This is a genomic window from Photobacterium sanctipauli (genome assembly GCF_003026495.1).
In the GTDB taxonomy this organism is placed as follows: domain Bacteria; phylum Pseudomonadota; class Gammaproteobacteria; order Enterobacterales; family Vibrionaceae; genus Photobacterium; species Photobacterium sanctipauli.
This window is the reverse complement of the sequence record NZ_PYMA01000002.1, coordinates 46,453-60,118: the sequence shown is the minus strand read 5'-3', so window position 1 is coordinate 60,118 and position 13,666 is coordinate 46,453. Positions and strand designations below refer to the sequence as shown.

General features: G+C 48.4%; 11 protein-coding genes. 7 read left to right on the top strand and 4 right to left on the bottom strand.

Annotated elements, in window-relative coordinates:
* Nucleotides 1-126 precede the first annotated feature (126 nt).
* On the bottom strand, nt 127-2,139 hold the full coding sequence (locus C9I98_RS03530; protein ID WP_036832015.1) for an NADPH-dependent 2,4-dienoyl-CoA reductase: 2,013 nt from the start codon (nt 2,137-2,139) through the stop codon (nt 127-129).
* Nucleotides 2,140-2,393: 254 nt separating this feature from the next.
* Between C9I98_RS03530 and sppA the strand changes: the two genes are divergently transcribed.
* From sppA to C9I98_RS03515, 3 genes are all read left to right on the top strand, one after another.
* A complete protein-coding gene (sppA, locus tag C9I98_RS03525) occupies nt 2,394-4,247 on the top strand; it encodes a signal peptide peptidase SppA (protein WP_036832016.1) in 1,854 nt (617 codons plus the stop codon).
* 83 nt (nt 4,248-4,330) lie between these two features.
* Complete coding sequence (gene ansA, locus C9I98_RS03520; protein WP_036832019.1) at nt 4,331-5,341, top strand: asparaginase; 1,011 nt, start codon at nt 4,331-4,333, stop codon at nt 5,339-5,341.
* 139 nt (nt 5,342-5,480) lie between these two features.
* Nucleotides 5,481-6,155: a glutathione S-transferase family protein gene (locus tag C9I98_RS03515; RefSeq protein WP_245907082.1), complete on the top strand. Its 675-nt coding sequence runs from the start codon at nt 5,481-5,483 to the stop codon at nt 6,153-6,155.
* An 11-nt stretch (nt 6,156-6,166) separates the two neighbouring features.
* On the opposite strand, the gene C9I98_RS03510 is transcribed toward C9I98_RS03515, so the two are convergent.
* A complete protein-coding gene (locus C9I98_RS03510; RefSeq protein WP_107271586.1) occupies nt 6,167-6,472 on the bottom strand; it encodes a YeaC family protein in 306 nt (101 codons plus the stop codon).
* 205 nt (nt 6,473-6,677) lie between these two features.
* Between C9I98_RS03510 and C9I98_RS03505 the strand changes: the two genes are divergently transcribed.
* On the top strand, nt 6,678-7,499 hold the full coding sequence (locus C9I98_RS03505; protein WP_036821810.1) for a DUF2989 domain-containing protein: 822 nt from the start codon (nt 6,678-6,680) through the stop codon (nt 7,497-7,499).
* Nucleotides 7,500-7,544: 45 nt separating this feature from the next.
* Here C9I98_RS03505 and msrB read toward each other — a convergent pair whose 3' ends face one another.
* Nucleotides 7,545-7,940: a peptide-methionine (R)-S-oxide reductase MsrB gene (gene msrB, locus C9I98_RS03500; protein WP_036821807.1), complete on the bottom strand. Its 396-nt coding sequence runs from the start codon at nt 7,938-7,940 to the stop codon at nt 7,545-7,547.
* Nucleotides 7,941-8,289: 349 nt separating this feature from the next.
* Here msrB and gap point away from each other — a divergent pair, with 349 nt between their 5' ends.
* The gene (gene gap / locus C9I98_RS03495; RefSeq protein WP_036821804.1) at nt 8,290-9,285 is read left to right on the top strand and encodes a type I glyceraldehyde-3-phosphate dehydrogenase; all 996 of its coding nucleotides are present in this window, start codon (nt 8,290-8,292) and stop codon (nt 9,283-9,285) included.
* 431 nt (nt 9,286-9,716) lie between these two features.
* Entirely contained in the window at nt 9,717-10,595 is an 879-nt protein-coding gene (locus C9I98_RS03490) for a D-hexose-6-phosphate mutarotase (RefSeq protein WP_036819556.1), read from the top strand.
* Nucleotides 10,596-10,776: 181 nt separating this feature from the next.
* Here the strand turns inward: C9I98_RS03490 and C9I98_RS03485 are convergent, their stop codons facing one another.
* A complete protein-coding gene (locus tag C9I98_RS03485; RefSeq protein WP_036819555.1) occupies nt 10,777-11,157 on the bottom strand; it encodes a VOC family protein in 381 nt (126 codons plus the stop codon).
* Between the two features lie 569 nt (nt 11,158-11,726).
* Here C9I98_RS03485 and C9I98_RS03480 point away from each other — a divergent pair.
* Nucleotides 11,727-13,661: a PrkA family serine protein kinase gene (locus C9I98_RS03480; protein WP_107271585.1), complete on the top strand. Its 1,935-nt coding sequence runs from the start codon at nt 11,727-11,729 to the stop codon at nt 13,659-13,661.
* Nucleotides 13,662-13,666 lie beyond the last annotated feature (5 nt).

The following is a 13,666-nucleotide window of genomic DNA, read 5'->3' as shown; positions in this document are numbered from 1 at the left end:
AGTGGGATATTACTAATGGTTCTATGGTTCTATGGTTCTATGGTTCTATGGTTCTATGGTTCTAATAGACTAGCCTTGCTTAGCAATGCTTTCACAAGGTGACTTTAGAACCATAGAACCGATCGCCTATAGCTTTGCCGCTAGCTCCATGCCTTGGCGGATCACCCGCTTGGCATCAACCTCGCCTGCGACGTCTGCCCCACCAATCACATGCACATTGATGTTGTTGGCTTTTAGCTTGTCGGACAATTCCTCGACCGAGGTCTGCCCGGCACACAGCACGATATTGTCGACATCCAGCACCCGCGACTGCCCTTCAACCGTAATATGCAAGCCGCTGTCGTCAATGCGATCGTAGCTCACGCCCGCAAGCAGTTCGACGCCGCGCTTTTCAAGCACCTTGCGGTGGATCCAACCCGTTGTTTTACCCGGCCCCTTACCGACCTTGCCAGGCTTACGCTGCATTAGCCAAACTTGGCGCTGGCTCACATACTCATCATGCGGATACAAACCGCCCGCGTGGTCAATGTCTTTATCAATACCCCAGTCTTTCAGCCAGTCGTCCAATGCTTGGTGCTCTGGCTCGGTCAGCATGGTAGACACATCGACCCCAATCCCGCCGGCACCAATCACCGCCACTTTTTGACCAAGCTGTACCTTATCGCGTATCAGGGTTTGGTAATCGATCACTTTTTCGTGGTCAACGCCCGGTATCGGTGGCTTGCGCGGCTGCACCCCCGTCGCCACAATCACTTCGTCATAGCCAGACAGCTCCTCGGCTGTCACGCCATGGCCCAGCTTCACATTGACATTGGTCTGCTCAAGACGGCGGGTAAAGTAGCGGATAGTTTCCTTGAACTCTTCCTTGCCGGGGATCTGCATCGCCAAATTAAACTGACCGCCGACATAATCATTTTTCTCAAACAAGTCGACTTGGAAGCCACGCTCGGCAGCAGCTACTGCGGTCGCCATCCCTGCCGGGCCCGCGCCCACAATGGCAATACGGCGGCTACTCGCTGCTGGAGTCAGCACCAACTCAGTTTCGTAACAGGCTTGCGGGTTCACCAAGCAACTTGCTCGCTTGCCGACAAAGACATGGTCAAGGCAGGCTTGGTTGCAACCGATACAGGTATTGATATCGTCGGCACGGTCTTGCTCGGCTTTCATCACAAAGTCCGGATCAGCGAGGAACGGCCGTGCCATTGACACCATGTCGGCTTGGTTGGTCGATAAAATATCTTCAGCCACCTGCGGGGTATTGATTCGGTTACAGGTTACCAGCGGGATCGAGACTTCCGACTTCAACTTTTCGGTTACCCAGGCAAACGCCGCCCGCGGCACTTGGGTGGCAATGGTGGGTACCCTTGCCTCGTGCCAGCCAATGCCAGTATTCAAGATAGAGACGCCTGCCTGCTCTAGCAGTTTCGCCAGCTGAACCACTTCCTCGTGGGTACTGCCCTGCTCAACCAGGTCCAGCATCGACAGGCGGAATACAATAATAAAGTCACGCCCAACCCGGGCACGAACCGCCTTCACCAACTCAAGCGGAAAACGGATACGGTTTTCATAGCTACCGCCCCAATCATCGTAACGGTGGTTCGAGCGCTTACAAATAAACTGGTTGATGAGGTAACCTTCCGACCCCATCAACTCAACACCATCATAGCCAGCTTCGCGAGCCAGCTCGGCACTGCGGGCAAAGGCCTCAATGGTTTTGTAGATCTGCCGCTCACTCATTTGGCTTGGGGTAAATTTGGAAATGGGCGACTTAATCGCAGAAGCACTAACGGCAAACGGGTGCATGGCATAGCGCCCGGCATGAAGCAGCTGTAAGGCAATTTTGCCGCCTTCTTCATGGACGGCATCAGTAATGACACGGTGCGCACGAGCCGCTCTGGCAGAGCTAAACTCAGCACTTAGCGGATGCAGGCGGCCGCGAAAGTTAGGGGAAAAGCCGCCAGTCACAATCAGGCCGACACCGCCCTTGGCGCGGGCCGCATAGAAAGCAGCGAGTTTCTTGAATCCGTCACGGGACTCTTCCAGCCCGGTATGCATTGATCCCATCAACACACGATTACGTAATTGAGTGAAACCAAGATCTAACGGCGCTAACAAATGAGGGTAAGTTTTATCGTCCATGGCTTCCATTCTTTTGTTGTTATGGTCTGACCAGTATATGAAGAGGACAAACTTTAATCAAACACTTGTTTACATAAAATTAACACCAGTTTGATTTGGATCTAACCTTTGGCCATTATTTTCACGTTGCTTATTCTTGATAGGCTAACCGCAAAAGTCCCCGGCCTACACCTTGGTCAATCGATTTATTACTGTAATTCCTTGTTTACTAAGTTAGGATAGAAATAATACCGAACACATAATCAGGAACTTTCATGAAAGTGATATTTAAAGGAATAGCCAAACTGTTCCGTGGGATCTGGAAGCTGATTAGCTTTACCCGCCAGCTAATTATTAACCTGATCTTCCTTCTGATCGTGGGTGTACTAATCTTTGCCTTCACGCAAAGTGGTGAAGAGCCGGTTGTACCTGATGAAGCAGCCTTGGTTCTAGACCTAAGCGGTCCAATTGTTGAGCAGCGAAACTTCGTAAGCCCTGTCGACGCCATCACCAGCAACGCTCTCGGCCAACCACAAGTTAAAGAAAATGTCTTGTTTGATATCGTTGATACCATTCGAGCGGCATCAACCGATAACCGCATTACCGGATTGGTATTGAACCTGAGGGGAATGGCTGAAACAAACCTGACCAAGATGCGCTATATCGCCAAAGCAATCGAAGAGTTCAAGCAGGCGGGCAAACCCGTTTATGCCATCGGCGATAACTACAAGCAAAGCCAATATTACCTATCGACGTTTGCCGATAAGGTCTTCATGTCACCGGATGGCGGAGTACTGCTAACGGGTTACGGCAGCTACAGCCTGTACTACAAGAGCTTGCTAGAAAAGCTGGATGTGAATACCCATGTTTTCCGTGTCGGCACCTACAAGTCGTTTGTTGAGCCGTACACCCTCGACGGTATGTCTGACGAAGCCCGAGAAGCCAATACCGTTTGGCTAAATCAGTTATGGCAAGGCTATACCTCTGACGTGGCAGCAAACCGCCAAATCGATGCATCGGTGCTCACCCCAGAGCTAGAGAGCTTTATCGAGCAACTAAAAGCGGTAAACGGCGATTTTGCCGAGCTCAGCCTAAAACTCGGCTTGGTTGACGAATTGATCACCCGCCCAGCCCTGCGCAAGCAATTAATTGACGAGTTTGGTAGCAACGGCGAAAGTAGCTTCAACCAGATTAGCTACTACGATTACCAGCCAACGGTTATCAGTACCGATCTGCCAAGCGAAAACCAAGTTGCCGTGGTTGTGGCTAGCGGTGCTATCGTCGACGGCGGCCAGCGCAAAGGCACGGTTAGCGGAGACTCAACCGCCGCCCTGCTTCGCGAAGCCCGCCTAGACGACAAAGTGAAATCGGTGATCCTGCGTGTCGACAGCCCGGGCGGCAGTGCATTTGCCTCAGAAGTTATCCGCAATGAGGTTGACGCCCTAAAACATGCCGGCAAGCCTGTCGTTGTATCAATGTCGAGCCTTGCGGCATCGGGCGGTTACTGGATTTCATCCAGTGCAGATCGCATCTTGGCCCAGCCAACCACCATCACTGGCTCCATCGGTATCTTTGCGATTTTAACCACCTTTGAAAAAGGCTTGGAGAAAATGGGCATCTACAGCGACGGCGTGGGCACCACCCCGTTCTCGGGTGTCGGTGTCACTCGCGAGCTGCCCGAAGGGGTTGCCCAAGTGTTCCAGCTTGGTATTGAGCACGGCTACCAACGCTTTATCGGCTTGGTGAGCGAATACCGCAATATGTCTCTAGAGCAAGCTGACAGCATTGCCCAAGGCCGGGTATGGACAGGTAAAGATGCACTTAAGCTTGGCCTGGTCGACGAATTGGGGGATTTTGACGATGCTGTCAACGCCGCCGTTGAACTTGCCCAGCTAGACAGCTATGAACTGCGCTGGATGGCCGAGCCGCTGAGCACCGCAGAGATGTTCATGCAGCAGTTTACCTCTGAGGCCCGTGCCTTTATCGCCTCTGCTATACTTGGAGATATTCCAAAGTCATTGCAACCAGTTACACAACAAGTTGTAACAGACCTAACCGCCCTTGGTAACTTTGATGATCCAAAAGGGCAATATGCGTTCTGTATAAACTGTATCAATATCGAAAAGTGAGATCAGCCCGGCAACGCCGGGCTTTTTTTAATAGCTGTTAGCCGTATAATGCGGCCACCAAACCGATAATTCTGTACCTTCATATGGAAAGAAAACACATTTATATCGCCTACACAGGCGGCACAATTGGCATGCAGAAGTCACAGCACGGGTACATCCCTGTTGCCGGCTTCATGGAAAAACAGCTTGAAAGCATGCCAGAATTCCATCGTGCAGAAATGCCTAAATTCACTATCCATGAATATGATCCCCTAATCGATTCCTCGGATATGACGCCAGCGGATTGGCAGCGCATTGCTGATGATATTAAAGCGAACTACGACAAGTATGATGGTTTTGTGATCCTACATGGTACGGATACCATGGCATATACCGCCTCTGCCCTGTCATTTATGTTCGAAAACCTCGATAAGCCAGTGATTGTTACCGGCTCGCAAATCCCATTGGCGGAGCTGCGTTCAGATGGCCAAAGCAACTTGCTCAATGCTTTGCACGTCGCGGCAAACTACCCAATCAACGAAGTGACCGTTTTCTTCAACAACAAGTTGATCCGCGGTAACCGTAGTACCAAGGCGCACGCCGATGGTTTCGGCGCCTTTATTTCGCCAAACCTACCGCCGTTGCTAGAAGCGGGTATCAATATCCAGCTTAACAATGTCGAGCTAGACAAAAAGCCCGAAGGTGAATTCAAAGTCCATAACATCACGCCTCAGCCGATTGGTGTGATCACTATGTACCCAGGCATTTCGCCAGAAGTGATCCGCAATACCCTGCGCCAGCCGGTGAATGCGATGATCCTGCTTACCTTTGGGGTGGGTAATGCGCCTCAAAACCCTGAGCTGCTTGAGCAACTAAAAGAAGCCAGCGATCGCGGGGTGATCGTCATGAACCTGACCCAGTGCCTATCCGGCAAGGTTAACATGGGCGGTTACGCCACGGGCTGCGCCTTGGCAGATGCCGGGGTACTGAGCGGGTTTGACATGACACCAGAAGCCGCATTGGCAAAACTGCACTTCCTGCTCAGCCAAGCGCTACCGACCGAAACGGTAAGAAGCCTAATGCAGCAAGACCTACGTGGTGAGCTGTCAATCTAATCGGTGATTTTCACCAAATAGCAATAAGCGGGGGCCCATGTCCTCGCTTTTCTTTTTCCGCCACTAGCCACAGCTGAACAGCTAAGTTGTTTTTTTCTCGTCTACACTTTGTGTTATTGATATTTACGCAGGCAAAGTCATGACGATGATCCTCCACGGCTCTTCTATCTCGCCTTTTGTCAGAAAGATAATGCTGGCACTCGCCTATAAAGGACTCAGCTACGAGCTACAGCCCTTAAACCCCTTCGTGGAAAAAGAACTCGCACAAAAGCGCCACCCAATGGGCAAGGTCCCGGTGCTGGAGCATAACGGGCAGAGCATTATCGACTCAACGGTCATTGCCCACTACCTCGATGACTGTTATCCGGTACCGCCACTCTATCCCGGCGATGCCGCATCCAGAGCACAAATACGTTGGTTGGAAGAGTATGCCGACACTAGGCTGACATCCTTGATCGGCGGGGTGATGTTTTACCAGAAAATTTTGCGCGGCAAGATACTGGACAAAGACATCGACGAAGAGGCACTCGAACTGTGTATCGAGCACCACCTGCCCCCCGTGTTGGCTTACCTTGAAGAACAATTACCGGAACAGGCGTTTGTTACCGACCAACTATCGATGGCGGAGATCAGTTTGTGGAGTGTCTGCCGGAGTGGCTGGATGGCGGGGCTGCGCTACTCTAACTACCCAAAGCTCAACCATTACCTGGCGGCAATCGAGCAGGAGCCATGGGTGGCCAACTTGATCAGTGTGGAAGATCATGAAATGGCGGGCTTTTATTGCAACCCAATCATTGTTGGCACCCAGGGGTAGTCAATTAATGTCTACAATTGCTCGTGGCCAAAACGGGCAATTTCATCAACTTGTGCCGTATCTTCCCCGCCCTCGCCAGCAAAATCGCGCTTAAGCTCAGCCTTAGACTTAAACTTGATTTCTCCCCCAACCTCTACCGTCATATGCGCGGCATCGGTATTGTGGCGCGACTGGTAGAGCATCACAGCCTGCATTGCCGAATCACGCTGCTCTTGAGTCAAAGGCGTGCCATCAGGCCACTTGCCAATTTCAACCGCAGTGGAAATCCGGCTATATACTTCTGGGGTCATTGCGTTGAGCAAAGTTTCAAGATCCATGTGACTTACTATCCAGTTGTTATCAAATTATCTGGTTGGTATATCAGTTTAACCTTAAGCTCGCCAAAAATACGTCGATAAATGTTTAGGGGATCACACTGTGTTTCAGCCGTGGAACCCGATTTCAGTACAACTTCTGGTACAGTAACTATTACAACAATTAATATCAGCCTTAATAAACATAATAAAAAGCACAGCACCGTATATGAACCGTCTTTTTCAAATCGCAATCAAACCACTTTGCCTGCTTGTCAGCTTGTTGCTGCTATCAGGCTGCTTCGAAAGGCACCGCTCAACAGATAGCCTCTGCGAAGCCAACCCGCAGCTTTGTGCCGATACCAATTTAAACGATGGCCAGTGCCGGTTGCAGCGTACAACCCTGATATGGAAACGCTATGATGTGCTGAAAAACCCAACAGACGCAGAGAAGTTTAAAGAGCTGAAATTCACTTACGATTACCAAAAATGTTTGGAGTATGCGGCACGTATCGAGCCGACTGAGCTAAAAGAAAGAAAAACCAACCGTACCCGCGCCCTACTCAGTGCATACGATTCTATCAAGCGCCTGAACCAAGAGCTGGCTGATTCAACCGATCCTGAAATCATTTATTATCGCTGGAGCCAGGGGGATAAAAGGGCTTTGCGCCAGTTCCTAATGCTTGAAGGCACCCCAGCACTAGAAACCCCCGATATGCAGTTGGCATTAGCCACCTTCTATACGACCAACGACAAAGAAAAGACGGTTGGACTGCTCAAGCATGCGCTTGAGTTATACAACAAAGGGGAGAAGGTAAAACCGGAGATCATCCAAAGCTTGGCGACCATTGCCCACCAGAGCGGTGACACGGAGCTCGCCTACCTTTGGTCAATGATAGGTAATGAGCTAGAAATGCAAATTGGCAGTCGCGACAAGCTCATTGCCTTTTACCCAATGGCAGATCAAAAGCGCGAGGCCATAGATCAACGAGCAGGTGATTTAGCCGAAGCCATCGCGCGAGGCAAATTCAGAGCTAGCATGGTGCAGTAAACCATACAGCACCATGTAGCAGCTAACCTACCTTATAACAGCAGATTACGCTTCAGGCTCTGAGTTGAAGATCAGCGAGACAGAGTTGACACAATAGCGCTCCCCGGTGGTCTTAGGACCATCGGGGAAAACATGGCCTAAATGGCTATCGCACTTGGCACAGCGAATTTCAATGCGGTGCATGCCGTGGCTGTGATCCTCAAGGTAGCGAATCGCGTCTTTTTCGATTGGCGCATCAAAGCTCGGCCACCCACAACCAGAATCATACTTGCTTTCGGAGTTGAACAACGGCGCCTCGCAGCAGGTGCAAGTATAGATGCCTGTTTCGCGGTTATGCAGGAGTGTGCCAGAGAACGGCGCTTCTGTTCCTTGCTCTCGGCAGACTCGATATTGCTCATCAGTTAACTTTCCCTTCCAATAAGTATCTGATTTTTCTGACATTACATATCCTTATTGCTATTTCACCTAGATCCGATTCAGAAAATTGGTTGCCATTTAGTCGAACTGTGGCACATACTTTCTGCTCGAAAGGATTTTACATCTTCACTGCTCATTTAAGCATATTTTACCTGAGCAAAGTGTCGATATTAAAAGTTAATAACGGTAATGGTGGATATTCATACAAATGCTGTACGAATTTGCAGCGTTGTAGTTGGAATGTAAAAAAAATCCGAACTTTTTTTTGACCTCACGCAATTTAAGTTCGTTTTTCACTTGCAGCGTCACGTTAGATTCTGTAATTTTACTACCAGTTATCTTTCATTAGAAATTAAGTTGTGGAGCAACTGTAATGACTATCAAAGTAGGTATTAACGGTTTTGGCCGTATTGGACGTTTTGTTTTCCGTGCTTCTGTAGAGCGTAACGACATCGAAGTTGTTGGTATCAACGACCTAATCGACGTTGAGTACATGGCTTACATGCTTAAGTACGACTCAACTCACGGCCGCTTCAACGGTACTGTTGAAGTTGAAGGTGGTAACCTAATCGTTAACGGCAAAACAGTTCGCGTAACTGCAGAGCGTAACCCAACTGACCTTAAGTGGGACGAAATCGGTGTTGACGTTGTTGCTGAAGCAACTGGTATCTTCCTAACTGACGAAACTGCTCGTCAGCACATCACTGCTGGTGCGAAGAAAGTTGTTCTAACTGGTCCTTCTAAAGATGCGACTCCAATGATCGTAATGGGTGTTAACCAAGACACTTACGCAGGTCAGGACATCGTTTCTAACGCTTCTTGTACTACGAACTGCCTAGCACCAATCGCTAAAGTTCTTAACGACAAGTTCGGCATCGAGTCTGGTCTTATGACTACTGTTCACGCTACTACTGCTACTCAGAAGACTGTTGACGGTCCTTCTGCTAAAGACTGGCGTGGTGGTCGTGGTGCTTCTCAGAACATCATCCCATCTTCAACTGGTGCTGCTAAAGCTGTAGGCGTTGTTCTTCCAGAACTAAACGGCAAGCTAACTGGTATGGCTTTCCGCGTACCAACTGCTAACGTTTCTGTAGTTGACCTAACAGTTAACCTAAAAACTGGCGCATCTTACGAAGCTATCTGTGCAGCAATGAAAGAAGCTTCTGAAGGCGAGCTGAAAGGTGTTCTAGGTTACACTGAAGATCAGGTTGTATCTCAGGACTTCATCGGTGAAGTACAGACTTCTGTATTCGATGCTAAAGCTGGTATCGCGCTAACTGATAACTTCGTTAAAGTTGTATCTTGGTACGACAACGAAATCGGTTACTCAAACAAAGTTCTTGACCTAATCGCTCACATCTCTAAGTAATGTAAGCTTTTAGCTAGAATGACAAAAGGCGGCGCTTTCAGTGTCGCCTTTTTTGTATGTTTGCAACATGGCTAGCCTAGTTAGCAAATAGGAGGACGGTGCTTTCCCACTATAGACATGCCGTTTGGCGCGAGTTATAAGTGTTGCTGTTCGAGTCAAACTAGGTGCATTTTCCTGACTATAAAAGCAAAAACCCGTATTTACTCTAGTTTAGAAGCTAAAAACCACTTACAAATTTAACAAATATATTTTAATTTTTGCAGATATTTTTTAAATAAAAATAAGTATATTGAAAACTGAGCTTTTCTTACTCGTCCTATTCAGGTCAAAAATATTGATGATATACCCAAATACTCTTACCGCACCGGTTGTTCACCGATCATGTTGCGAGAGTGATTAGGTATATAAATCAAAAAATTAAGGGTTGCATGATGGATTTACGTCAACTTTCAACACTCACAGCCTTGTCGGATGCCGTCACAATTTGTGAATACAACGGCATTAAGATTGTTCGCATTATTCATGAAGCAGCAGAAGCAGGGATCTCATTACACGGCGGCCACTTAGTGTGGTTTAAGCCCAAAGGTGAGAATGATGTTATCTGGCTAAGTGAAAAAGCAGAATTTGATACAGCCAAGGCGATTCGTGGTGGTATTCCGGTATGCTGGCCATGGTTTGGTAAGGTAGCAACACCATCGCATGGCTTTGCCCGCAATAGCGAGTGGACCTTGAAAGAGCACCGCGAAAATGACCAAGGTGTCATTGTTGCCCTGACCCTTGAAGACAGCGACGCCACCCGTGCTCTTTGGCCGCATAAGTTCAATAACGTACTGACCTTCGAGATCGGTGCCAGCTTGAAAGTCAGCCTGACCTCGACCAACACCGATAGCACCCCATGGCACTTCGGCGGCGCACTGCATAGCTACTTTACGGTAGCAGATATCAAGCAGACCCATGTGACGGGTATGGGGAGCCAATACATCGATAGCACGCAAGGCGGCAAGCATGAAGAAGGCGGTGAGCAACTGCATTTCGAACAAGAAGTCGATCGTGTCTACACTCAACCCGAAGATACCATTACGGTTCATGATGCAGGCAATAGCCGTAAGCTAGTGATCACAAACAGCGGCCACAATTCAGCTGTTTTGTGGAACCCTTGGGCCGAGCTTTCGCACAGCATGGGTGACATGGCAGATAATAGCTTTGAGACCATGGTATGTGTCGAATCTACACTGAATAAGCCGGACAGCATCACCTTGACGCCAGGAGAGTCCCACACCCTGACAACACAGGTATCAGTTAGTCGCTAGCTCATATTTCTGCCGACGGCTAAAGCTCTTGGCAGCTGCTAAAACTCTTGGCGACAACTAAAACCCCTGGCGGTTGCTAATGCTAAGACTTCTGGCCACAGCGAATAAACGTCACAAGCGCCTTTCTATTCTGGTAAGGCGCTTTCAACACTTCACTCAGCTATTCGTTTTACGTTTACCACTAGGCTAGCATCTGCGAGTTGGCTTCTATCAATACCCAGCCGTTACCATCCGGATCTGCGAAGGTGGCAAACCGCCCGCCAATAATGGTGACTATCTCAGATAACGGCACTCCCCTGCTTGATAACTCATAGTGTGTGCTATGAATATCATCGGTTTGTACCACCAACCCCTGAACGGATCCCGCTTCCATCCCGCCAAAAGGCCTGACAAGGCTTATTGTTGTTTCTGCCCCTTTGGGCGCCAGTTGTATCCAGCGTTTTTGATTATCGGCTTGATGATCGCGTATCAATTCAAAACCCAGTGCGTCCCGGTAGAATTGCAATGCCAAACCTTGGTCTGAGACAGGTATCGAAACAGTATCGACGCGTGAAATACTCATTCAACCACTTCCCCCCAATCATGAGCACTTTTTTATCTTAAGCCAAGGCATTTGATTTCGCGCACAAAATAAACACGATTAGTAATAACAAGCCTGCATCTCAAAATTTAAAACGCCCAGCATCCTCCACAAGCATGTTTTATTGGCACAAGTACGTACGAAAAACAGCAAAAGAATAAAAACCCATCTTGAGCCACATAAGCACCGTGCCATGATATTTATCACATATGAAATGCATTACTTTCAGTGACTAAATCCGGTTATGAAATAAATTTCGCAATTATCGACTAATGAATTTTTCAACCGCCGCGATCACAGTTCGATAACAACTTCATGAGGTTTTTTTAAACATTCACACTTGCAGAACGCGATTTATAGGAGGATAGTAAGGAATGTGTATGAAAAACATGCAGCTCGTTAGGTAAAGGTAAAAGGGAAATTTAGTTTATAAACCAACAACTCACTCAAGCAAATTAATCAGTTAGGTCTAGTCTTAAGTTATGAGGGATGTGAAAGTATTTTGTTTTCGTCCTTTCTAATTGATTAAAGAACGATTCAGGGGGCATACCATGAGTATTTTTGACCACTATCGTCAGCGCTATGAAGAAGCCAAGGATGAAGAGCTTTCATTGCAAGAATTCCTTGAGATCTGTCGCAACGATCGCAGTGCATATGTAAACGCCGCAGAACGTCTATTGATGGCTATCGGCGAACCCGAAATGATCGATACCGCTCAAGACCCACGTTTGAGCCGACTCTTTTCTAACCGCGTCATCTCTCGCTACAAAACATTCGAAGATTTCTATGGCATGGAAGATGCCATCGAGCAAATCGTGTCTTATTTAAAACACGCTGCCCAAGGTTTGGAAGAGCGCAAGCAAATCCTATACCTCCTAGGCCCTGTGGGTGGTGGTAAGTCATCACTCGCTGAGAAGCTGAAGAGCCTGATGCAGAAAGTGCCAATTTATGTACTGACTGCCAATGGCGAGCGTAGCCCTGTCAATGACCATCCGTTCTGCCTATTTGACAAGAACGAAGACGGTCAGTTGCTCAATACTGAGTACGGTATCCCTCAGCGGTACTTGAATACCATTATGTCGCCGTGGGCTGCGAAACGCCTGCACGAATTTGGCGGTGACATCAGCAAGTTCAAGGTCGTTAAAGTCCGCCCATCTATCCTAGACCAAGTGGGTATCGCGAAAACCGAGCCGGGTGATGAGAACAACCAAGACATTTCATCACTGGTAGGTAAAGTCGATATTCGCCAACTAGAGCACTTCTCTCAGGATGATCCGGATGCCTACAGCTATTCAGGCGCGCTATGTAAGGCAAACCAAGGCCTGATGGAATTCGTAGAGATGTTCAAAGCACCATTGAAAGTGCTTCACCCTCTACTAACGGCAACCCAGGAAGGTAACTACAACGGTACAGAAGGCCTATCAGCCCTACCGTATGACGGTATCATCCTGGCCCACTCAAACGAATCCGAGTGGCAGACATTCCGCAACAACAAGAACAATGAAGCCTTCCTAGACCGTGTCTTCATTGTAAAAGTACCGTACTGCCTACGCGTTTCGGAAGAGATCAAAATCTACGAAAAACTATTGCAGAACAGTGAGCTATCATCAGCACCATGCTCACCGAGTACCCTAGAGATCCTGGCTCGCTTTACCGTGTTGTCGCGCTTGAAAGAGCCTGAAAACTCAAGCCTCTACTCTAAGATGCGAGTTTACGACGGTGAAACACTGAAAGACACCGATCCTAAAGCCAAGTCCTATCAAGAATACCGCGATTATGCCGGTGTCGATGAAGGTATGGCAGGTCTGTCGACCCGTTTCGCGTTCAAGATCCTATCGCGCGTCTTTAACTTCGACCACTCTGAAGTGGCAGCAAACCCGGTTCACCTGTTCTACGTACTAGAACAGCAAATCGAGCGTGAGCAGTTCCCGCAAGAGATGGCAGAAAAATACCTAGAACACCTCAAAGGTTTCCTAACGCCTAAGTATGTTGAGTTCATCGGTAAAGAGATTCAAACCGCTTACCTAGAGTCTTACTCTGAGTACGGCCAGAATATCTTCGACCGCTACGTCAGCTACGCCGACTTCTGGATCCAAGACCAAGAGTACCGTGACCCTGAAACCGGTCAGCTATTTGACCGTGCGGCACTTAATAACGAATTGGAGAAAATTGAAAAACCGGCCGGTATCAGTAATCCGAAGGACTTCCGTAACGAAATCGTCAACTTCGTATTGCGTGCCCGTGCGAGCAATGCAGGCAAAAACCCGAACTGGACCAGCTACGAAAAACTTCGCACGGTTATCGAGAAGAAAATGTTCTCGAACACCGAAGAGCTACTTCCAGTTATTTCATTCAATGCCAAAACCTCTACCGAAGAGCAGAAGAAGCACGACGACTTCGTTGCCCGCATGATGGAGAAAGGCTACACCCGCAAGCAGGTTCGCTTGTTGTCTGAATGGTACTTACGCGTTCGTAAGTCATCATAAGACCG

Coding starts and splice junctions, on each gene's coding strand:
- C9I98_RS03530 (WP_036832015.1), bottom strand. CDS start 2,139: ATGGACGATAAAACTTACCCTCATTTGTTAGCGCCGTTAGATCTTGGT.
- sppA (WP_036832016.1), top strand. CDS start 2,394: ATGAAAGTGATATTTAAAGGAATAGCCAAACTGTTCCGTGGGATCTGG.
- ansA (WP_036832019.1), top strand. CDS start 4,331: ATGGAAAGAAAACACATTTATATCGCCTACACAGGCGGCACAATTGGC.
- C9I98_RS03515 (WP_245907082.1), top strand. CDS start 5,481: ATGACGATGATCCTCCACGGCTCTTCTATCTCGCCTTTTGTCAGAAAG.
- C9I98_RS03510 (WP_107271586.1), bottom strand. CDS start 6,472: ATGGATCTTGAAACTTTGCTCAACGCAATGACCCCAGAAGTATATAGC.
- C9I98_RS03505 (WP_036821810.1), top strand. CDS start 6,678: ATGAACCGTCTTTTTCAAATCGCAATCAAACCACTTTGCCTGCTTGTC.
- msrB (WP_036821807.1), bottom strand. CDS start 7,940: ATGTCAGAAAAATCAGATACTTATTGGAAGGGAAAGTTAACTGATGAG.
- gap (WP_036821804.1), top strand. CDS start 8,290: ATGACTATCAAAGTAGGTATTAACGGTTTTGGCCGTATTGGACGTTTT.
- C9I98_RS03490 (WP_036819556.1), top strand. CDS start 9,717: ATGGATTTACGTCAACTTTCAACACTCACAGCCTTGTCGGATGCCGTC.
- C9I98_RS03485 (WP_036819555.1), bottom strand. CDS start 11,157: ATGAGTATTTCACGCGTCGATACTGTTTCGATACCTGTCTCAGACCAA.
- C9I98_RS03480 (WP_107271585.1), top strand. CDS start 11,727: ATGAGTATTTTTGACCACTATCGTCAGCGCTATGAAGAAGCCAAGGAT.